The sequence below is a fragment of the Lonsdalea populi genome, assembly GCF_015999465.1.
In the GTDB taxonomy this organism is placed as follows: Bacteria; Pseudomonadota; Gammaproteobacteria; order Enterobacterales; family Enterobacteriaceae; genus Lonsdalea; species Lonsdalea populi.
Genome location: NZ_CP065534.1, coordinates 2,495,405 through 2,517,376 on the forward strand (window position 1 = coordinate 2,495,405; position 21,972 = coordinate 2,517,376).

At 54.6% G+C, this 21,972-nt stretch carries 16 protein-coding genes and 1 pseudogene; 4 read left to right on the plus strand and 13 right to left on the minus strand.

All coding sequences use genetic code 11. The features are described from left to right. Window positions 1–7: 7 nt before the first annotated feature. The 8 genes from nuoH to lrhA form a co-directional block, all read right to left on the minus strand. Window positions 8–985, minus strand: a complete 978-nt coding sequence (gene nuoH / locus I6N93_RS10960; RefSeq protein ID WP_085650986.1) for an NADH-quinone oxidoreductase subunit NuoH — start codon at window positions 983–985, stop codon at window positions 8–10. Further along, a complete protein-coding gene (nuoG, locus tag I6N93_RS10965; protein WP_085685328.1) occupies window positions 982–3,708 on the minus strand; it encodes an NADH-quinone oxidoreductase subunit NuoG in 2,727 nt (908 codons plus the stop codon). The genes nuoH and nuoG overlap by 4 nt, the downstream gene beginning before the upstream one ends. Window positions 3,709–3,827: 119 nt before the next feature. After that, a complete protein-coding gene (nuoF, locus tag I6N93_RS10970) occupies window positions 3,828–5,177 on the minus strand; it encodes an NADH-quinone oxidoreductase subunit NuoF (RefSeq protein ID WP_085685070.1) in 1,350 nt (449 codons plus the stop codon). Next, window positions 5,174–5,719, minus strand: coding sequence for an NADH-quinone oxidoreductase subunit NuoE (nuoE, locus tag I6N93_RS10975; protein WP_085685073.1), 546 nt, complete (start codon window positions 5,717–5,719; stop codon window positions 5,174–5,176). The genes nuoF and nuoE overlap by 4 nt, the downstream gene beginning before the upstream one ends. Window positions 5,720–5,721: 2 nt before the next feature. Beyond that, window positions 5,722–7,521 carry an NADH-quinone oxidoreductase subunit C/D gene (gene nuoC / locus I6N93_RS10980; RefSeq protein WP_085685076.1) on the minus strand — a complete coding sequence of 600 codons (1,800 nt, stop codon included), beginning with the start codon at window positions 7,519–7,521 and terminating at the stop codon, window positions 5,722–5,724. Between the two features lie 100 nt (window positions 7,522–7,621). Beyond that, window positions 7,622–8,296, minus strand: coding sequence for a NuoB/complex I 20 kDa subunit family protein (locus I6N93_RS10985; protein ID WP_085685078.1), 675 nt, complete (start codon window positions 8,294–8,296; stop codon window positions 7,622–7,624). A gap of 14 nt (window positions 8,297–8,310) precedes the next feature. Beyond that, a complete protein-coding gene (locus I6N93_RS10990) occupies window positions 8,311–8,763 on the minus strand; it encodes an NADH-quinone oxidoreductase subunit A (protein ID WP_085685331.1) in 453 nt (150 codons plus the stop codon). 637 nt (window positions 8,764–9,400) lie between these two features. Then, on the minus strand, window positions 9,401–10,351 hold the full coding sequence (gene lrhA, locus I6N93_RS10995; RefSeq protein ID WP_085685080.1) for a transcriptional regulator LrhA: 951 nt from the start codon (window positions 10,349–10,351) through the stop codon (window positions 9,401–9,403). Window positions 10,352–11,600: 1,249 nt separating this feature from the next. Between lrhA and I6N93_RS11000 the strand changes: the two genes are divergently transcribed. Together I6N93_RS11000 and yfbR are read left to right on the plus strand one after the other, a co-directional pair. Then, window positions 11,601–12,815 (plus strand): pyridoxal phosphate-dependent aminotransferase, encoded by a 1,215-nt coding sequence (locus I6N93_RS11000; protein ID WP_085685083.1) that lies wholly within the window; start codon window positions 11,601–11,603, stop codon window positions 12,813–12,815. 148 nt (window positions 12,816–12,963) lie between these two features. Next, entirely contained in the window at window positions 12,964–13,563 is a 600-nt protein-coding gene (gene yfbR / locus I6N93_RS11005; protein ID WP_085685086.1) for a 5'-deoxynucleotidase, read from the plus strand. Here the strand turns inward: yfbR and I6N93_RS11010 are convergent. From I6N93_RS11010 to yfbV, 4 genes and pseudogenes are all read right to left on the minus strand, one after another. Continuing rightward, window positions 13,558–15,405 (minus strand): SLC13 family permease, encoded by a 1,848-nt coding sequence (locus I6N93_RS11010; protein ID WP_085685088.1) that lies wholly within the window; start codon window positions 15,403–15,405, stop codon window positions 13,558–13,560. The two genes, yfbR and I6N93_RS11010, sit on opposite strands and share 6 nt — an antisense overlap. Window positions 15,406–15,509: 104 nt before the next feature. Further along, window positions 15,510–16,166: a sugar phosphatase gene (locus I6N93_RS11015; RefSeq protein WP_085685091.1), complete on the minus strand. Its 657-nt coding sequence runs from the start codon at window positions 16,164–16,166 to the stop codon at window positions 15,510–15,512. Between the two features lie 19 nt (window positions 16,167–16,185). Then, a pseudogene (locus I6N93_RS11020) lies at window positions 16,186–16,620 on the minus strand (YfbU family protein). Between the two features lie 174 nt (window positions 16,621–16,794). Further along, a complete protein-coding gene (yfbV, locus tag I6N93_RS11025) occupies window positions 16,795–17,250 on the minus strand; it encodes a terminus macrodomain insulation protein YfbV (RefSeq protein ID WP_085685094.1) in 456 nt (151 codons plus the stop codon). A 413-nt stretch (window positions 17,251–17,663) separates the two neighbouring features. On the opposite strand from yfbV, the gene ackA reads away from it, so the two are divergent. Together ackA and pta are read left to right on the plus strand one after the other, a co-directional pair. Beyond that, a complete protein-coding gene (gene ackA / locus I6N93_RS11030) occupies window positions 17,664–18,866 on the plus strand; it encodes an acetate kinase (protein ID WP_085685097.1) in 1,203 nt (400 codons plus the stop codon). A gap of 83 nt (window positions 18,867–18,949) precedes the next feature. Beyond that, window positions 18,950–21,094 (plus strand): phosphate acetyltransferase, encoded by a 2,145-nt coding sequence (gene pta / locus I6N93_RS11035; RefSeq protein WP_085685100.1) that lies wholly within the window; start codon window positions 18,950–18,952, stop codon window positions 21,092–21,094. Window positions 21,095–21,258: 164 nt separating this feature from the next. On the opposite strand, the gene yfcD is transcribed toward pta, so the two are convergent. Then, complete coding sequence (yfcD, locus tag I6N93_RS11040) at window positions 21,259–21,870, minus strand: NUDIX hydrolase YfcD (protein WP_085685102.1); 612 nt, start codon at window positions 21,868–21,870, stop codon at window positions 21,259–21,261. Between the last annotated feature and the right edge of the window lie 102 nt (window positions 21,871–21,972).

Sequence of the window (21,972 nt, forward strand, 5' to 3'; positions counted from 1 at the left end):
TCACCCCTTATTGAGCGTTGTACAAAATGACTGCGGCGGTCGCCAACAGGTTCAGCAGCGTCAACGGCAGACAAATCTTCCAGCCGAAAGCCATCACCTGGTCGTATCGCGGGCGGGGTAACGCGGCACGGATCAGGATGAACATCATCATGAAGAAGGCCGTTTTGAGTGCAAACCACACGATGGGGGGCAGGAAAGGTCCGTGCCAGCCGCCAAAGAACAACGTCACGATCAGCGCCGAGACGGTCACGATGCCGATGTACTCCCCGACGAAGAACAGACCGAATTTCATCCCGGAGTATTCGATGTGGTAACCGTCGGCCAGTTCCTGTTCCGCTTCCGGCTGGTCAAAGGGGTGACGGTGACATACCGCGACGCCCGCGATAGCGAACGTGACAAAACCGAAGAACTGCGGAATGACGTTCCAGATATGCGTCTGACTCTCAACGATGTCGCGCATGTTGAATGAACCAGCCTGAGCCACCACGCCCATCAGCGACAGCCCCAGAAACACCTCATAGCTGAGCGTCTGGGCGGAGGCGCGCACGGCTCCCAACAGCGAGTATTTGTTGTTGCTGGACCAACCGGCGAACAGCACGGCATACACCGCCAGACCGGCCATCATCAGGAAAAACAGCAACCCGATATTCAGGTCGGACACACCCCAGGTCGGGGTGATCGGCACGATGGAGAACGACAGCAGCAGCGACGTGAACGCAATCATCGGCGCCAGCGTGAAGATAACCCGGTCGGCGAACGGCGGCAGCCAGTCCTCCTTGAAGAACATCTTCAGCATGTCCGACACCAGCTGCAACGAGCCGCCCCAACCCACGCGGTTCGGCCCGTAACGTCCCTGGAACAAGCCCAGCAGGCGGCGCTCGCCCATACTCATGAAGGCGCCGCAGGTCACGACGACCAGCAGGATCACGATCGCCTTGAGCACGGCGATCAAAATATCCACCACTTCCGGTGTAAACCAACTCATTGTGCCGCCTCCCGCATTGTTTCAACGGTCGCGCCCGCCAGAACCGGGGCGATGCCCGGGAGGCCCAGCGGCAACCCTACCTGTCCCTGACGCAACTCTGCGCTGACCTTTACCGGCAGACGCAAGGTCTGTCCATCACAGACAATCTCCAGCAGCGCTCCCGGATTGACGCCCAACCGGGCCGCATCTGCCGGATTCACCATCGCGTAAGGCTGAGGCATCCGTTGCTGGATGACGTCGGCGCGCTGCGACATTTCTTCGCTGCCGAACAGATGATAGTAAGGCGCGACTCGCCATTGGCCCGCCTGTGCCGCAAACGGCGTCGGGATCTGGTTGAAGTAGTCCAACGCACCCTCGCCCGCTTCGATCAGCCTGACGCCCGGATCGCCGTGGCGCAGATGACCGCCGACTTCATCCTGGAACTTGTTCCACGCCTGCGGGGAGTTCCAGCCCGGCGCCCAGGCAAACGCGACCTGGCCGCTTTCGGCCTCGGGACTGTTGTTCCCTTCCATCGAGAAAGCGAACATCGTGTCCTGATCCTGCGGCTGGCGGGGTTCGTTCACGTCGATGTTGGCGCGCATGGCGGTACGACCGCTGTAACGGTGCGGCTCACGCGCCAGCTTCTGACCGCGAATACGGAAAGAGGCATCCGGCGCCGCGTCCTTGATAGCCGCCAACTGCGGCAGCGCGGCGGCGCACGCATCGACCACCTGGTCGAGCTGCGTCCAGTCAGCATCGCGGCTGGCCATACGGGCCTTAACCGCGTGCAGCCAGCGCCAGCTTTCCAGCATCACCGTGGCGTTGTCGTAGTAAGCGGGATCGTAAACCTGGAAGAAGCGCTGAGCGCGACCTTCCTGATTAATCAGCGTCCCGTCGCTTTCCGCGAAGCTGGCCGCCGACAAAACCAGGTTGGCTTTATCCATGACGCGGGTGCGTTGGTGGTCGACCACAATCAGGTTGGCAACGTTATCCAGCACCGCATCAATGCGCTTCGCCGGCGCATGTCGATACAGATCGTTTTCCAGCACCACGACGCTATCCGCTTCGCCGGACTCCAGTCGGGAGAGCGCCTCGTCAAGCGAGCCGCCGCCGATCATGCCCAGCCCCATACTGTTGGCGCTGCTGGCGACAAGCGTGATGCCAACGTCAGAACCCCGGCCCTTCAACGCTTTGGCCACATTGGCGGCCGCGGCGATAATCTCTTCGCTGCCCGCATTCGTGCCGGTGACGATCAGCGGCTTTTTCGCGCCCGCCAAAGCCTGAACGATGACATCCAGTTTGGGTTCAAGATCGCCCGCCAGATCGGTAACCGCCGGTGCCGCTTTATCCAGCGCATGCGCGATGGCGAAGCCCAGACGCGCCTGCTCATCGACCGGAGCGTGGTAGCTCCAGGCCGCCACGTCATCCAGACGGGTGCTGTCGACGTTCGTCACAAAGAGCGGATGTTTAGCGTGCTGGCCGATATTCATGATGGCGGCGATCTGCCAGTCCGCCACTTTCTGCGCGGCGGCCATTTCACGCGCTTTGCCTTTCACCGCCTGACGCACCGCCAGCGCAATACGCGCGCCGGTCTGCGTCAAATCTTCGCCCAGCACCAGCACCGCATCGTAACCTTCGATCTCGCGCAGCGCCGGGGTGTGAACACCACTCTCTTTCAGCACTTTCAACATCAGCTGAACGCGGTTCTGTTCGCTCTGGGCAATGCCGCTGTAGAAGTTTTCCGCGCCGACCAGTTCACGCAACGCAAAGTTGCTTTCGACACTGGCGCGCGGGGAGCCGATGCCGATGACCTGTTTGGATTCACGTAGAACATTGGCCGCGCTCTGCACCGCCTGTTCGGCGTTCTGCGCCGTCCATTCGTTGCCGAGACGCTGCTGAGGCTGGCGAGGACGGTCTTTCAGGTTGACGTAGCCATAGCCGAAGCGACCGCGATCGCACAGGAAGTAGTGGTTCACGCTGCCGTTGAAACGGTTTTCGATGCGGCGCAATTCGCCATAACGCTCGCCGGGGCTGGTGTTACATCCCACGCTGCACTGCTGGCAGACGCTGGGCGCAAACTGCATGTCCCACTTACGGTTGTAGCGTTCGGAATGGGTTTTGTCGGTGAATACCCCGGTCGGGCAGACTTCCACCAGGTTGCCGGAGAATTCGCTCTCAAGCACGCCCTCTTCGGGACGACCGAAGTAGACGTTGTCATGCGCGCCGTACACGCCCAGGTCTTTGCCGTCGGCGTAATCTTTGTAATACCGCACACAGCGATAACAGGCGATACAGCGGTTCATTTCGTGAGAGATGAACGGCCCGAGATCCTGATTGTGATGGGTTCGTTTGGTGAAACGATAGCGGCGGGTGTTGTGCCCGGTCATCACCGTCATGTCCTGCAGGTGGCAGTTGCCGCCCTCTTCACAGACCGGACAATCATGAGGATGGTTGGTCATCAGCCACTCGACGACGCTTTTGCGGAACAGTTTGGCTTCCTCATCGTCAATCGCGATAAAGGTGCCGTCCGCAGCGGGCGTCATACAGGACATGACCAGGCGACCGCGCGTATCTTCCGCGTTCTGGTATTGCTTGACCGCGCACAGGCGGCATGATCCAACGCTACCCAGCGCCGGATGCCAGCAAAAGTAAGGAATATCAAGGCCCAGAGTGAGACATGCCTCAAGGAGGTTGTCCGCTCCGTTCACATCATATTCTTTGCCGTCTACATGAATCGTTGCCATAGTCAGCATGCTTCCATAAAGGCCCGCGTCTTAAGCAGGCGCTAATCAAAAATTCTGTCTATCAGATGAAGAATCGCTTACGTCGGTGCGAAACATCGCATCTGCGACTCGGCCATTGCTTACCAGCGCTGTTTCAGCAGGTTAGGTTGAATCCCGCCTATCGCTTTTGTATTGCTGATAGTCTGCCTGGCGATACCCGCCTCAAACTCATGTCGGAAATACTTTATTGCGCTCTGCAGCGGCTCAACGGCCCCCGGCGCATGGGCGCAGAAGGTGTGGCCCGGCGACAGGAAGCGGCACAGCTGCTCCAGCGTTTCGATATCGCCCGGCTGCCCCTGCCCGGCTTCCAACGCGCGCAGCAGCTTCACGCTCCACGGCAAACCATCGCGGCACGGCGTACACCAGCCGCAGGACTCGCGCGCAAAAAACTCTTCCAAATTGCGCGTCAAACCGACCATGTTGATCTCGTTGTCCACCGCCATCGCCAGCCCGGTGCCCAGACGACTGCCCGCTTTGGCGATGCTTTCGAAATCCATCGGCAGGTCAAGGTGATCGCCGGTCAGGAAGTCGGTGCCTGCCCCGCCCGGCTGCCAGGCTTTCAGCGTCAGCCCATCGCGCATACCGCCCGCATAATCTTCCAGAATTTCACGGGCGGTCGTGCCGAACGGCATCTCCCACAAACCCGGATTTTTCACTCGACCGGAGAAGCCCATCAGCTTGGTGCCGGCATCTTTGCTCTTGCCCGCGGACAGCCCCTGATACCAGTCGACGCCATGCTCAATGATAGCCGGCACGTTGCACAGGGTTTCGACGTTGTTGACGCAGGTCGGCTTGCCCCACACGCCCGCGGAGGCCGGAAACGGCGGCTTGGAGCGCGGGTTGGCCCGTCGGCCTTCCAGCGAGTTGATCAGGGCGGTTTCTTCACCGCAGATATACCGTCCGGCGCCGGTGTGGACGAACAGCTCGAAGTCAAAGCCGCTGCCCAGAATGTTTTTACCCAGCAGGCCTGCGGCTTTGGCCTCCTCTATCGCCCGGCGCAGGTTAGCGGCCGCCTGAACGTATTCGCCGCGCAGGAAGATGTAGCCCCGGTAGGATTTCAGCGCGTAGGCGCTAATCAGCATGCCTTCCACCAGCAGGTGAGGCAGTTGCTCCATCAGCAGGCGGTCTTTATAGGTGCCGGGTTCCATCTCATCCGCATTACACAGCAGGTAGCGGATATTCATGCTTTCGTCTTTCGGCATCAGGCTCCATTTGAGCCCGGTGGAGAAGCCCGCCCCGCCGCGTCCGCGCAGACCCGCGTCTTTGACCAGCGTCACCACGTCGCCCTGGGCGATGCCGGTGAGTGCTTTTTGCGCGCCCACGTAGCCATTCTTACTGCGGTACTCATCCAGCCATACCGGCTGTTTGTCTTCACGCAGACGCCAGGTGAGAGGGTGTTGTTCGGCAGTGATAACAATGTTTTTAGTCATTGATACTGCTCCAGTAATGAATCGAGATCGTCAGGCTTGACGTGGCTGTGGGTGTCTTCGTCGATCATCATCGAAGGCCCTTTGTCGCAATTGCCCAGACAGCAGGTCGGCAACAGCGTAAAGCGGCCGTCGAACGTGGTCTGACCCGGCTGGATATTGAGCTTTTTCTCCAGCGCGGCGCGGACGCCCTGAAAACCGTTGATGTAGCACACGACGCTGTCGCAGTAGCGAATGACGTGACGCCCTACCGGCTGGCGGAAAATCTGGCTGTAAAAGGTAGCGACGCCTTCCACATCGCTGGCCGGAATGCCCAGAAGGTCGGCAATCGCGGAAATGGCGCCGTCCGGCACCCAGCCACGCTGTTTCTGTACAATTTTCAGCGCTTCAATCGAGGCCGCGCGGGCATCTTCGTAATGGTGTTTTTCATGCTCAATGGCGTCACGTTCAGCATCGCTGAGCACAAACCCGTCCTGGACATCCGTCGTGGAATCCGGTTGACCCTGAGCGTCTAATGAAGGTTGAGTGTTGTTATGATCGTGCATAATTAGCGGTCCACATCTGACATGACGAAATCAATACTGCCGAGGTAAACGATCAGGTCGGATACCAGGCATCCACGGATGACCGACGGGATCTGCTGCAGATGAGCAAAGCTCGGCGTGCGAATACGCGTGCGGTAGCTCATGGTGCCGCCATCGCTGGTCAGGTAGTAACTGTTAACCCCTTTGGTGCCTTCGATCATCTGGAACGATTCGTTGGCCGGCATGACCGGGCCCCAGGACACTTGCAGAAAGTGGTTGATCATCGTTTCAATGTGCTGCAACGTGCGCTCTTTCGGCGGCGGCGTCGTCAGCGGATGGTCGGCCTTGAACGGCCCTTCCGGCATATTGTTCAGGCACTGTTCGAGGATGCGCAGACTCTGGCGCAGCTCTTCCACTTTCAACATCACGCGGGTATAGCTGTCGCTAATGCCATCGCCGACCGGTACGTCGAAATCGAAATTTTCATAGCCGGAGTAAGGACGCCATTTACGGACGTCGAACGGAATGCCGGTCGCGCGCAAGCCTGCGCCCGTGACGCCCCACTCCAGCGCCTCTTTGGCGTTGTAGGCGGCGACGCCCTGAGAACGTCCTTTCAAAATGGTGTTTTGCAACGCCGCTTTGACGTAGGTGTCCAGACGAGCCGGCATCCAGTCCAGGAATTCACGCAGCAGTCGCTCCCAGCCCCGCGGCAGATCGTGCGCCACGCCGCCGATACGAAACCAGGCGGGATGCATACGGAAGCCGGTGATCGCTTCCACCAGATCGTAGATTTTCTGGCGATCGGTAAACGCAAAGAAGACCGGCGTCATGGCACCGACGTCCTGAATAAAGGTACTGATGTAAAGCAGATGACTGTTAATGCGGAACAGTTCGGACAACATCACGCGGATGGTCTCGACGCGCTCCGGCACTTTGATGCCCGCTAGCTTCTCAACCGCCAGCACGTAGGGCATTTCGTTAACGCAGCCGCCAAGATACTCAATACGGTCGGTGTACGGAATGTAGCTGTGCCAGGACTGGCGCTCGCCCATTTTCTCCGCACCTCGGTGGTGATAGCCGACGTCGGGAATACAGTCGATGATCTCTTCGCCGTCCAGTTGCAAGATCAGACGGAACGCACCGTGTGACGAGGGGTGGTTTGGCCCCATGTTCAGGAACATGAAGTCTTCGTTTTGCGTGCCACGCTTCATGCCCCACTCTTCAGGCTTGAAGGTGAGCGACTCCATTTCCAGATCTTCGCGCTGTTTGGTCAGCACGAACGGATCGAATTCCGTCGCACGCGCCGGGAAATCCTTACGAAGCGGGTGTCCTTCCCAGGTCTGCGGCATCATGATGCGCGTCAGATGCGGATGGCCGTTGAATGTAATACCGAACATGTCCCACACTTCGCGCTCGTACCAGTTGGCGTTCGGGAACAGCGGCGTCATCGTCGGCAGGAACAGATCGTTCTCCGCCAGCGCCACTTTCAGCATAATGTCGCCGTTGCGTTCAAGAGAGGTCAGCAGGTAGAAGACGGAGAAGTCTGCGGCGGGTAGCCCCTCGCGGTGCGAACGCAGGCGTTCATCCATGCCATGCAGATCCATCAGCATGACATATGGCTTCGGTTGCTTTTTCAGGAAATCGACGACGTCGAGTAATTGCTCACGTTTGACCCAAACTACCGGCATCCCCGTCCGCGTAGCCTGGACGGTAAACGCGTCCTGACCGAAACGGCTCCACAGCTCGCCAACGACCGGATCGTCCAGATGATCGCGGGTTTGCCATGCGGGCAGAACGGCGTCGTGTGTCGTTATATCTGTCATAAGTAATGTCACCGCATTATATGTGTTATTTCCGTGACTGATGATGGCGGCGCGCTGTTATGTTGATATTGCGCAGCCATCACGGCCTATCATTCACAGGTCAAATTTCATCCGGAGAACGTAGGTGGGTTACCGCAATACGCTCTTCGCGTTTACGTTCTCGTTCGGATTGCATGTTGGCGCGGTACACGCCCTGATCGCCGACGACCCATGACAGCGGACGTCGCTCTTTACCAATAGACTCTTTCAGCAACAGCAGCGCCTGCATGTACGCTTCCGGACGCGGAGGGCAACCTGGGATATACACGTCTACCGGCAGGAATTTATCGACGCCCTGAACGACGGAATAGATATCGTACATACCGCCGGAATTGGCGCACGCGCCCATGGAGATGACCCATTTCGGTTCCAGCATCTGGTCATACAGGCGCTGAATGACAGGAGCCATTTTCAGGAAAGGGGTGCCGGCGATGACCATAAAGTCGGCCTGGCGGGGAGAGGCACGCAACACTTCAGAACCAAAGCGCGCCACATCATGTACGGCGGTGAAGGAGGTCACCATCTCCACGTAGCAGCAGGAAAGACCAAAGTTGAAGGGCCACAGGGAGTTACCGCGTCCCCAGTTGACCATGTTTTGCAGCGTCTGCTCCAGATTGCCCATAAACACGCTTTTGTTCACGTGTTGTTCGAGCGGGTCGCTGACGATCTCTTGCTTCTGTAGCGGATAACGGTCGTTCTCACCGTCGGGGTCTATGCGGGTGAGCGTATAGTCCATTTATTGCCTCGCTATTACTGCTTTGGATGAGTATTGGTGGTGGAGTGGTTTACGACGATGTCGGACTTCACGACTTGCCGCTTGGAGCGCTTCGGCGTCCAGTCCAGCGCGCCGATACGCACCAGATAGACCAGCCCGGCCAACAGCACCAATATAAAAATGGTGGCTTCGATAAAACCGACCCAGCCGCTTTCCCGGATAGAAACGGACCAGGCATATAGGTACAGCGCTTCCACGTCGAAAATGACGAAAAACATCGCAACAAGATAGAATTTTGCAGACAACCTCAGTCGGGCAGACCCAACGGAATCGATACCTGATTCGTAGGGCGTATTCTTAGCCCGGCCTTTGGATCGCCCTCCCAGCAGAAAGCCGCCCAACAGCATGAAACCGCAGAGACCCACGGCAACGATCAGAAATAAAGCAAATGCCCAGTGATGGGCGAGGACTTCAGTAGTTGTTGACATACTCATTGCTTACTCATCAAAAGTGGCTTGGGCAGCTGCTCTTTTTACGGCAGTTAATAGCCACATCGATTAAAAGGAAGGATTTATAACCACAAAAACACTACAAATCATAGGGTTAATACGCGGTAATTGTGGTTATTCATCCTGTTTTTGCAACCTTTTCTTAACCTTTATAAAAATAGCAGCACGCAAATTAACACGCACACATCTTTATTAACCTTTCACAAACATAGCAGAGACTGAATCGTATTAATGCTAATCCGAGTTGTTCTAGACCAATGCGAAGAAAAAGCCACTATTTCTGTAGTGACTATATCAACTTCAACATGAAAGCAGGTTAATGAATAAGGTTAAGGCAAGTATTTTTTGATCTCTCACACGTTTTTTCGGTTTTAGTTATTAAAAAAAGTACGTTCGGTAAGCAATTGTTAATACGACAAACCGTGTGGATATCTGAGGAAGAAGTATCAGAGAAGTGCGGACGATAGAAAAATAGGAAGGCCCATTACTGCCAGAGAGGCGGACTTAGGCGCCAGAGACGAAAAAAACGACAGAATAGCGGTGAGCGCACACTCTGTCGTCAGTATCCGGACGATTTTTATGACATTTCACACTGACGCTTAACGCTGTAACAAAGTCAGAGAATATCTTTCAACGACTCGTCCATGGCGGAAATACGGATATCCCCTTCAGGGACACTATTCGCAGAAAGCAGATTGGACCGCGTGCCTGATTCGATGGCGCTAAAGATTGCCGTACTCAACTCATTGTTTTGCTGTGGATTCTTGCACAGGTAGTAACGAGTGTCGGGTAACTTCGGCAAACCTTCTTCTTCCCCGAGCACCCGCAGCTCCGGCGTCATCATTTCAACGGAACGCACGGTGATACCCAATCCAGCTTTGACCGCCGCCCGAACCGCCGACAGCGTGGACGCCACGTAAGAAATCTTCCAGGGGATACCGGCTGCGGTCAGCCTTTCCAACGCCAATGTGCGGAAAGGACTCGGCTCGTCTAATACCACTAACGGCACAGGACTGCCGTGTTGGAACTGGTATTCCGCCGAGCAATACCACAGCGTCGGTGACGAGCGCAGCAAGACATTTGGAAACTCGGTACTGTTTTCCGTCGTAATGACCAAATCGATTTTGCCCTTATGCAACATTTCCATCATTTCAGGACTGCGTTTGATACTCACTTCAATCGACAGTTTGGGGAAAACCGACGTTACACGCTGCAATATAAAGGGCAAAATAGTATCTGCGGTATCGTCAGAAGCGCCGATCGTCAGGGTTCCCTGAATATCGCTGAACATTAAAGAGGCACAGGCCTCATCATTGAACTGGAGTATTTTTCTGGCATAACCAAGAAACTGGATCCCATGCTCGGTGAGCAGCTTATTTCTCCCATGACGGGCGAATAGCTCTTTACCGATGAGTTGTTCCAGCCGCTGCATCTGCTGACTCACGGCAGATTGCGTTCTGCATACTGCTACGGCCGCAGCCGCAAAAGTATTCAAATCGGCAACAGCGACAAACGTTCTCAGCAGATCCAGATCAAGATTGAGGACTGGGCGATTTGCATTTGTCATATGGTTCTTCACTTGTCTATTTTAATTATTAACAAACATACCTGGTGTTGGATACGTATCCCGACAACGTCGGTATACAGTGAAAGACAGTATCGTAGATGAACGGCTACGGCAAAAAACACTCAATATTTTGTTACCACATCGTTCTTTTTCACCCTATCCCTTACCTATTCATTTTATTGATCCGAGCCGCCAATAAAAAGAACGGCTATTTATTTTAGATAAAAAAATAAACGTGTTGCACGCACTGGCATGCAGAAGAGTATAGGTTGCCAGATAAAAAACTTAGGTATACAAAATCACTGTATTTACAGCGAGCCCTTCAGTAAAACACATAATTTAACACTGTAATTTCAATATTTTACGATTTATCCGATTTTGGCGTGACCGACTACTTCACCGACAAACAATAGGCGATGGGCTACTCGTAAAATATTCTGATGTAAGATACCAGAATTAAGTTTTCTGTCATCTATAAACTTAATATTTGCCATAATCTATCCTGAGTGATTGATCTGACAAAAAGCCATTTTATAACAATCTGAAAATCTTATATTACCTATTAATATTACTAGATTGATCATCGTAGAAAAATTTTTGTAAAGGCCTCAAAAAGAAAAGATGAGTCTCGATTAATTGCATATTCGAATTCAAAATAGACGACTGTTTATTGGCTGAGCAATCCCTTGCGAGTAGATGTTCTGAAATAGTCACGGCTATTACAAACGGTGTGATTTTCATATCAGAAAAAGGGAGCCCTATTAATGACAACAATAAAACCCTTTACTTTAATCGTTTACATGTAAAGGCTACATCAAAATAAGATTGGTTTTTTACCCGCTATTCCGGCTATTGCAAAAATAGGGTAATTGAAAAAGCCGATAGCGTCTTTTTTTGTCACACCATTGCCAGTTTGAACGGGCAATAATAGTGATGCATTTACGTTCAAATGAGAAATTCATTTTGAAATTGCGTACCATTTCCTATCACGAACCACGTTATGCCATCGCACAATTCACCATATCCCACAATATTTCCAATCTCAACAAACAAAAAAGTGAATTTATATAGTCTAAAAATCCAAAAAATGAAAAAATAACAGTTTTTTTTACTATGAAATCGGCGTCGAACTCCGTCATTGAGGTGGCTTGTTCATCGAGGATCATTCTTCAAAATCGACGTCAGGAAGAGTACATTAAGCCGCTTAAGCGGCTACTATTCAGGAACCTTCCTGTACAAGGTTTGTTAAATGTCCCCGATCGAAAAATCCAAGAAATTGGAAAATGTTTGTTATGACATCCGTGGTCCGGTGTTAAAAGAAGCCAAACGGCTGGAAGAAGAAGGTAACAAGGTTCTTAAACTTAACATCGGCAACCCAGCCCCTTTCGGCTTTGAAGCTCCCGATGAAATTCTGGTTGACGTGATTAGGAACCTGCCGACCGCGCAAGGCTACTGCGACTCGAAAGGGCTATATTCCGCACGTAAGGCTATCGTCCAGCACTATCAGGCGCGCGGGCTGCGCGATATCACCGTGGAAGACGTCTATATCGGTAACGGCGTCTCCGAACTCATCGTTCAGTCCATGCAGGCCTTACTGAATAATGGCGACGAAATGCTAGTGCCTGCGCCGGACTATCCTTTGTGGACGGCCGCCGTATCGCTGTCAAACGGTAAAGCCGTGCACTATCGCTGCGACGAAGAGTCCGGCTGGTTTCCCGATCTAGATGATATTCGCCAAAAAATCACCCCAAACACTCGCGGTATCGTCATCATCAACCCAAATAATCCCACCGGCGCCGTCTACAGCAAGGAGCTATTGATGGAGATCGTCGAGATCGCCCGTCAAAACGACCTGATCATTTTCGCCGATGAGATCTACGACAAAATTCTGTATGACGAAGCTCAGCATCACTCCATTGCCGCGCTGGCGCCCGACCTGCTGACGGTGACGTTCAACGGCCTGTCGAAAACCTATCGCGTGGCAGGATTCCGTCAGGGATGGATGGTATTGAACGGTCCCAAAAAGCATGCGAAAGGTTATATCGAGGGACTGGAGATGCTCGCCTCGATGCGTCTTTGCGCCAACGTCCCCATGCAGCATGCGATTCAGACGGCGCTCGGCGGTTATCAGAGCATCAGTGAATTTATTCGCCCCGGCGGCCGTTTGTACGAACAGCGCAATCGAGCCTGGAAACTGATTAACGAGATACCCGGCGTTTCCTGCGTGAAACCGTCCGGTGCTTTATATATGTTCCCGCGTATCGACGCGAAGCGCTTCAACCTTCACGATGACCAGAAGCTAGTGCTGGATCTGCTGCTGCAGGAAAAAGTGCTGCTGGTCCAGGGAAGCGCGTTCAACTGGCCGGAGCCGGACCATGTCCGCATCGTGACGCTGCCGCGTGTCGACGAGCTGGATATGGCCGTACATAAGCTGGGACGATTCCTCGAACACTACCGCCAGTAATTGTTGTGGTCGGTACATCAAATGGGCGACGCCTTATGGCGCCGCCCGTTTTTTCATCCGATTCCCTCCCCGCAGAGCTGGGGCTGAGTTGCTAATTCCTCATCGAGCGACCACAATGGTTTTTCCCTCCGCATATTGAGAGAGTGCTATGGTTCAAAGTCATTTCTTCGCCCATCTATCCCGTCTGAAACTGATTAACCGCTGGCCGCTGATGCGCAACGTCCGCACGGAAAACGTCTCGGAACACAGTTTACAGGTCGCATTTGTGGCCCATGCGCTCGCCGTGATCGGAAACCGCAAATTCGGCGGTGACCTCAATGCCGAGCGTATCGCGCTGCTCGCGATGTACCACGATGCCAGCGAAGTGCTGACCGGCGATATGCCGACGCCCATCAAGTATTACAACGCCCAGATGGCCCACGAGTACAAAAAGATCGAGAAAATTGCCCAGCAAAAGCTCATCGATATGCTGCCGAGCGAACTGCAGGAAGACTATCGCATGCTGCTGGATGAGGCCTATACCAGCGAGGAAGAGCATGCCGTGGTCAAACAGGCAGACGCGCTGTGCGCCTACCTGAAATGTCTGGAAGAATTATCTGCGGGCAATAACGAATTCGTATTGGCTAAAGCGCGTCTGGAAAAAACGCTGCAGCAGCGGCACAGCCCGGAAATGGACTATTTTATGACCGTCTTCATTCCCAGCTTCAGCCTCTCTTTGGATGAAATCAGCCAGGACTCCCCGCTATAGCGGGGAAAACGGATAGAGCCACGGGATCATCACGACGCTCACGCCCATAACCAATATTGTGAAAGGCACCCCAATTTTAAGGAAGTCACTGAACCGATACCCACCCGGTGCTAATACCAGGGTATTCACCGGCGAGGAGACGGGCGTCATGAATGCCGCTGAGGCGGCGATCGCGATAATCATGGCAAACGGATAAGGCGATACCTGCATCTGATCGGCCGCGGCGATGGCAATGGGCGCCATGAGCACCGCCGTCGCCGTATTCGAAATGAACAGACCGATCGCTGCACAAAGTGCGAAAAGGCAGGCCAGCATCACCTGCGGCCCGGCATCCCCCGCCACGTCCATCAATCCTTTTACAATTAACGCCACCCCGCCCGTTTTCTCCAGCGCCAGAGCAAAAGGCATCATACCGATGATGAGCATCAGGCTCGGCCAGTGCACTGCGCGATAGGCGCTATCCATATCAATGCAGCGAAATTGCCCCATAAGCAGGCAGGCTATCAGCGCTGCGACCGCATTGGGGATTTCGTCGGTCAGCATCATGGCGATCATCAACACGAGGCAGAACAGCGCATGAGGCGCCTGACTTTTCGCGGGCGCTACCTCGTCGACTTCGGCGGGCAAATTCAGCACGATAAAGTTCTGTTTTTGCTGATACAACTGGCTAATATTACGCCAGTCCCCGATCACCAGCAGGATATCGCCCAACTGAAGCGGCTCATTTGACAGCGCGCCGTCCAGCGCTTCTCCGTTACGACGAATCCCCACGACCGTGAGGCCATACCGGCGACGAAACATAGCATCCTGAAGGGTTTTACCCACCAGGGCCGAGTCTGGGATCAATGAAACTTCTGCCATGCCGACATCTCGCGCCTGCTCAGAGAAATATTCGCCGCGCAGCACCAGGGGCTCCAGCAGATGCGAAGAGCAAAACTCGCGCAGGTCGACGTCGGAGGCCGACATATCGATCAACAACACATCGTTCAGGCGAAGTTCGGTATTCACAGCGACGCTAATCATCACCCGTCTGAACTTGCGCCAGCGCTCGATCCCCACGACGTTGGCGCCGAAACGCTGGCGCAGATTAAGATCGTCCAGCCGCTGGCCGACGAACGGCGAACCGTTTCGAATCGCGAGCCGCCGAGCTCGTCCTGTCAGCTTGTAGTCGCGGATAAGATCCCGAAACGTCTTTCTCTTCCAGGCTACTTTTTTATCGCCGCTGTCATGTCCGCCCAGCCAAAAACGCGCGACCAGCATGTAGCCAATCCCTACCAGCAGGACCATCACTCCGATAGGCGTCATACCGAAAAAACCAAACCCCGCGATGCCGTTGCGCATCAGTTCGCTGTTGACCACCATGTTGGGCGCGGTAGCGACCAACGTCATCATACCGCTGATCAGTCCTGCAAAACTCAGGGGCATCAGCAGCCGAGCGGGCGAGCTTTTCATGCGCGCCGCAACGTTGAGTACCACCGGAATGAATATCGCCACGACGCCGGTGGAACTCATAAACGCGCCCAGCCCGGCGACGGTCAGCATGAGCAGCACCAACATACGAACTTCACTCTCTCCGGCGACATGCATTAACCAGTCCCCCACTTGATAAGCGACGCCGGTCCGCACCAAGCCTTCGCCAATGACGAACAAGGCGGCGATCAATATCACGTTCGGATCGCTAAACCCCATCAACGCTTCCGGCAACGTCAACGAGCCGCTTAACACAAAAGCGATGATGACCAGCAGTGCGACAACGTCCATTCGCAATTTGTTGGTGACGAACAAAACGATGGCGATAAATAACAGCGTCAACACCCATAGCAGCTCACGGGTCACTAGCACCTCCTGTTAGTGGCAATCCTTAAAAATAGAAAATTCAGCATGACATAAAAAAACCCTGCAAAAGCAAGGTTTAATTTTTTATCCCCCACACCATTTCGTTATCTTCAACGGGACGCGGTGACGACGAAACCCGCGTCATCCGGCGTAACATCCAACTGCTCCAACGAGTGCAGCACCATATCGACTTTATCCAAATCGGACGTGTCCGCCGGCGCGTTGACGGCGATGACTTTCGCCTTGGCGGCAAGGCCTGACTGTACTCCGGCGGGCGCGTCTTCAACGACGGCGCAATCCTGCGGGTTAAGGCCCAATAGTTGTGCGCCGAGCAAATAAGCGTCCGGATGCGGCTTCCCATGAGAGACCCGTTCAGCGGTCACGAACTCCCGCGGCATTAATAAGCCAGCGGCTTTGTGGCGGGCATAAGCTATCGGCACGGACCCCGACGTGACGATGGCCCAAGGCACATTGAGCACCTCCAGACGTTGCAGCAGCGCCTGCGCGCCAGGCATGGCGGTAATGCCCTCCAGATCCGTCGATTCTCTCTCTTCCAATATTTGGTAGGCGTGCTGAATTTCCGCTTCACTCTTATTGTGAAGGAAGTGACGCAATGACGTGATAGCTTGTTTGCCATGAATGAAATTAAGCACCTGCTGCGGATCGAGCCCCTGAATCTCCGCCCACCAGCGCCAGGCGTTTTCAACGACGGGAAGAGAGTTGACCAATGTACCGTCCAGATCGAACAGAAAACCTTTAACTTCCACCGCTAACCTCTTTGATTTATCAGGCGTTGACGATCTGTGAAATAACCTCCGCGCCGAGATGGTAGTGCTGCGGGCAGGCCAGTCACACGTTAAGCATGCGCACGTACTTATCCCACATTTAGGTTTCAGCGTTGAAGCCGTGCGTGCCGGAATTGAAATGCAGACAACGCCCTTCCGTATGCACCTTGAAGCGAACATATCCCGAATTGCGGGCCTCAGTGTCGGCGTCAAAACCTAAAAACATCCGTCGACGTTCGCGGATATCGGTTTTTAAGACAAATTGCTCCAGGAGACCTGCGGCGGATGACGCAATTCCATCATATTGATCATGATATGGCATACGGCTTCGCTTGAATCACCGAACTTATCATCGAGTTCGCGCATTTGCAGGCCATAGCCTCGCTCAATAATAGTCTGTAACCGCCGATACCGTTCCGAGCTCCGGCATCGTCATAACTCGATATTGATTTGACAGGATTATTCGTTAGGCATCGGTTATGTTCATGGCGCTCTACAGCGCCCCCTCCGCCGCAGTCATTGTATGAAGAATCTCACACTTCCGGCAAAGCCGTTTTTGATTTGAAGCGGTATCGAAGGAAAATAGGGACTGGGTAAAATGAGACCCATATCAAAGATCGTCGAGAAAGGTTTTGTCTAGCTGTGTGAAAGCGCGTTTAAGTACGTCAGCCAGCATCTGATACGTCGGCTTTTCTTCGAGCGGCGTCAGAGCGAGTCCTGCTTCCAGCAGTCGATGACGAATGTCGTGAAACCACTGTAATAAAGAAGGCGGCAGCGGCGTGATAGCACGCCGGCCCAACCACCACAATCCCTGCATCGGGAGACTCAACGCGAACAGCGCGGTCGCCACCACCGGTCCCAGTTGACCGCCCAGAGCAACCTGCCAGGAGAGCGTAAAAACGGCCAGCGGCGGCATTAAGCGAATAGCAAAAAGTGTCGCGCGCACGACGCGGTTCTCAGGAAATACCGGGGCCAGACGTTTGTCTGCAGGCCAGGTCTTCATATAGTGCTGACCCAGTTGCAGCAGCTTAAACCAGCCCGCTTTGCCGCTAGGATTTGTCGTCATCACACACCTCAACTTCGCGTATAAAAAATAAAAAATTCGTACAAATCACCAACTAAAATTAATAACATTTAAATATATTTTGTGTTTAACGAACGCTATCGGTATCCTAATTCCGGCCTTTTGCCGCACTGCATATTAAGGCGTGGTGGCGGACCTCCGCCTCTGACTGGTGACGCCAAATCCCACCCTGAGTCAGCTTTATCTTGCCCGGCAACAGCAAAGTTTCACAGCGTCGATGTCACCGTCACTCCGCATTGGGTATTGCAAGCGCCGCGTGACTTCGACACTCTATGTTGTCATGTCTGGTAAATTCTACCAAGCCATGATGTTAATCATAAATGTCATTCGCGTTACGCGCTATGCTGTGTGCCCCATGATATTTCTTTAACCATGTATAACAAGTAGGTACCCCCATGTCGAGTAAGTTAGTCCTGGTTCTAAACTGTGGTAGTTCATCCCTCAAGTTTGCCATCATTGATGCCGTCAACGGGGACGAATACCTGTCTGGCCTGGCCGAATGTTTCCACCTTCCCGAAGCACGCATCAAATGGAAATTGGAGGGAGGCAAACAGGAAGCCGATCTAGGTGCTGGCGCAGCTCACAGCGAAGCACTGAACTTTATCGTCAACACTATCCTCGGCCAGAAACCAGAGCTTTCCGCTCAGTTGGTTGCTATCGGCCACCGTATCGTCCACGGCGGCGAAAAATTCACGCAGTCAGCGGTGATAGACAGCAACGTTCTGCAAGGCATTAAAGATGCCGTTCCTTTTGCGCCGCTGCACAACCCGGCTCATCTGATCGGTATCGCCGAAGCCCTGAAAGCCTTCCCGAACCTGGCTAACAAGAACGTGGCCGTTTTCGACACCGCATTCCATCAGACAATGCCGGAAGAATCCTACCTGTATGCTCTGCCTTACAAACTGTATACCGAACATCATATTCGCCGTTATGGCGCACACGGCACCAGCCACTTCTATGTGTCTCAGGAAGCTGCTAAAGCGTTGAATAAACCGCTGGATGAACTGAACGTCATCACCTGCCACCTGGGCAACGGCGGTTCCGTTTCTGCTATCCGCAACGGTAAATGTGTTGATACCTCTATGGGGCTTACGCCGCTGGAAGGACTGGTGATGGGTACTCGCAGCGGCGACATTGACCCGGCAATCGTGTTCCATCTGCACGACGCGCTGGGCATGAGCATCGACGACATCAACAAAATGTTGACTAAAGAGTCCGGTCTGCTGGGTCTGACCGAAGTCACCAGCGACTGCCGTTATGTTGAAGACAACTACGAAACGAAAGCCGACGCGAAACGCGCAATGAACGTATTCTGCCACCGTCTGGCTAAATACATCGGTGCCTATAGCGCCCTGATGGAAGGTCGTCTGGATGCCGTGATCTTTACCGGCGGCATCGGTGAAAATGCGGCCATGGTGCGTGAGCTGACCCTGAAACAACTCGGCCTGCTGGGCTTCGAAGTCGACCACGAACGCAACCTGGCCGCGCGCTTTGGCAACAGCGGCAACATCGGTAAAGAGGGCACCCGCCCGGCTCTGGTCATCCCGACCAATGAAGAGCTGGTTATCGCGCAGGACGCACTCCGCCTGACCGCGTAACCGAAAAATCAGTATCCTAACTCCGTCAGCTCAGGCTGACGGAGTTGTTTTTGAGCAACGAGCAACCGCAAAGAGGTTAAGCCGTGTCCCGTACAATCATGTTGATTCCTACCGGCACCAGTGTGGGTCTGACCAGCGTCAGCCTGGGTGTCATTCGTTCCATGGAGCAGAAAGGCGTCCGCCTGAGCTTGTTCAAACCTATCGCCCAGCCGCGTTCTGAAGAGCAGGTTCTGGATCAGACCACCGCCATCATTCGCGCCAATTCTGCGATCAACGCCGCAGAACCGCTGCAGATAAACCATGTTGAATCGCTGCTGAGCTCCAACCAGCAGGACGTTCTGCTGGAAGAGATCATCGCCCGCTACCACGAAAACACCCAAGATGCCGACGTGGTATTGGTGGAAGGTCTGGTTCCGACCCGTAAGCATCAGTTCGCCAACGCGCTGAACTATGAAATCGCCAAAACGCTGAATGCGGAAATCGTGTTCGTCACCGCGCTAGGCAACGATTCTGCGGATCAGTTGAAAGAGCGCATCGAACTGGCTCGCTCCAGCTTCGGCGGCAGCAAAAATCAGAACATCACCGGCGTCATCATCAACAAGCTGAACGCACCGGTGGACGAACAAGGCCGTACTCGCCCGGATCTGTCGGAAATCTTCGATGACTCCAACAAGGCAAGTGTCGCCAATATCGATCCTAAGCAGCTGTTCGCCAACAGCCCGCTGCCGGTACTGGGCTGCATTCCGTGGAGCTTTGACCTGATCGCCACCCGTGCGGTGGACATGGCCAAGCACCTGAACGCACGCGTCATCAATGCTGGCGATATCGAAACGCGCCGCATTAAATCCGTGACCTTCTGCGCGCGCAGCATTCCCAACATGCTGGAGCACTTCCGTCCGGGTTCCCTGCTGGTGACCTCTGCAGATCGTCCTGACGTCCTGGTTGCAGCCAGCCTCGCGGCGATGAACGGCGTGGAAATCGGCGCCCTGCTCCTGACCGGCGGCTATGAAATGGACCCAAGCATCAGCGCCCTATGCGAACGCGCATTCCAGACTGGCCTGCCTGTCTTCATGGTAGAAACCAATACCTGGCAGACCTCGCTGACGCTGCAGAGCTTCAGCCTGGAAGTGCCTGCCGACGACCACCAGCGTGTGGAAAAAGTGCAGGAGTATATCGCTCGCTTCATTAACACCGAGTGGATTAAGTCCCTGTCTGCCGCCTCAGAAGGTTCTCGCCGCCTGTCTCCGCCTGCCTTCCGTTACCAGTTGACCGAACTGGCGCGTAAAGCCGGCAAACGTATCGTTCTGCCGGAAGGCGACGAGCCGCGTACCATTAAAGCGGCGGCCATTTGTGCCGAGCGTGGTATCGCTCACTGCGTCCTGCTGGGTAACCCGGAAGAGATTCAGCGGGTCGCCGCCGTCCAGGGCGTAGAGCTGGGTCGGGGCATCGAAATTGTCGATCCGGTCGCCGTTCGCGAACGCTATGTACCGCGTCTGGTCGAACTGCGGAAAAGTAAAGGCATGACCGAAGTCGTCGCCCGCGAACAGCTGGAAGATAACGTTGTGCTGGGTACGCTAATGCTGGAACAGAGCGAAGTCGACGGTCTGGTTTCCGGGGCGGTTCACACCACGGCCAACACTATCCGTCCGCCGCTGCAGCTGATCAAAACGGCGCCGGGCAGCTCTCTGGTGTCCTCCGTCTTCTTCATGCTGCTGCCGGAACAGGTTCTGGTCTATGGCGACTGCGCCATTAACCCGGATCCGACCGCTGAACAGCTGGCAGAAATCGCTATCCAGTCCGCCGACTCCGCCGCCGCGTTTGGCGTCGATCCTCGTGTTGCGATGATCTCCTACTCCACCGGCAACTCTGGCGCAGGCAGCGACGTTGAAAAAGTCCGCGACGCGACCCGCATCGCGCAGGAAAAACGTCCTGACCTGATCATCGACGGCCCGTTGCAATATGATGCCGCCATCATGGCCGACGTTGCGAAATCCAAAGCGCCGAACTCGCCGGTTGCTGGTCAGGCTACCGTGTTTATTTTCCCGGATCTGAACACCGGTAACACTACCTACAAAGCCGTACAGCGTTCTGCTGACCTGATTTCCATTGGGCCGATGCTGCAGGGTATGCGTAAGCCGGTGAACGACCTGTCTCGCGGCGCCTTGGTTGACGATATCGTCTACACCGTCGCGCTGACCGCCATTCAGGCAACGCAGATCGCTCAGTAAGCTCACGCGTTAACCACGCACGAATAACGCCAGTTCATTTCTGAACTGGCGTTTTTTTATTGCTCGGCCTTGTTATCAGCTCTCCGGCATGTGCGGTGGCGGCATGAGAGGCGCGAACCGCCGCCCCGTCATTTTTTATTATGAAGAATATGCGCAGAGCGCGCTTATGCCTCGTCTGTCCCGTCCGGCTCGCCGTCGTCCGTCTTCGGCGTTTTATCGATCTGCGGTTTCACCGTGCGCGGTACAGACGCTATACGTTCACCGACCGCATTACGGCTGAGCCACAGCGACAACGCCTTCAGCGAATCCGGAGTGAACTCGTCGCAACGCGCCGTGATCTCTTCCGGCGTCAACCAGCTGACTTCGGCGACTTCTTCTTCCTGTAGCGCGAAGGGACCGTGGCTCACGCAGCTGAATAACGCGCCCCACACGCGACAGTCGTCACTTTCGTAGTAAAACAGCCCATGCTCAGCCAGCGGTACTCCGGCAATGCCCAGCTCTTCTTCAGCTTCGCGGCGGGCAGATTCCAGCATATTTTCGCCGCTTTGCACCACGCCGCCCGCCGTGGCATCTAGCCATCCCGGATAAAAATCCTTCGTGTCTGTGCGACGCTGAATCAGAACTTGCCCCATCCCGTTATGCACAACGATATAGGTTGCACGATGGCGCAAACGTTGAGCTCGCATTTGCTGACGGCTAGCCTGCCCGATGACTTCGTTATCTTCGCTAACGATATCCACCCACTCTGTAGCCGTGGTCTGAATTTGTTCCGCCATCCTCTGAAACCCTTGCCTTGACGCGATTTCACGCGCACTTGTTAGTCAATAATCGGACCCGGCTGCATTTCACGAGATCTCTCGATACGCGCATTATTTTTC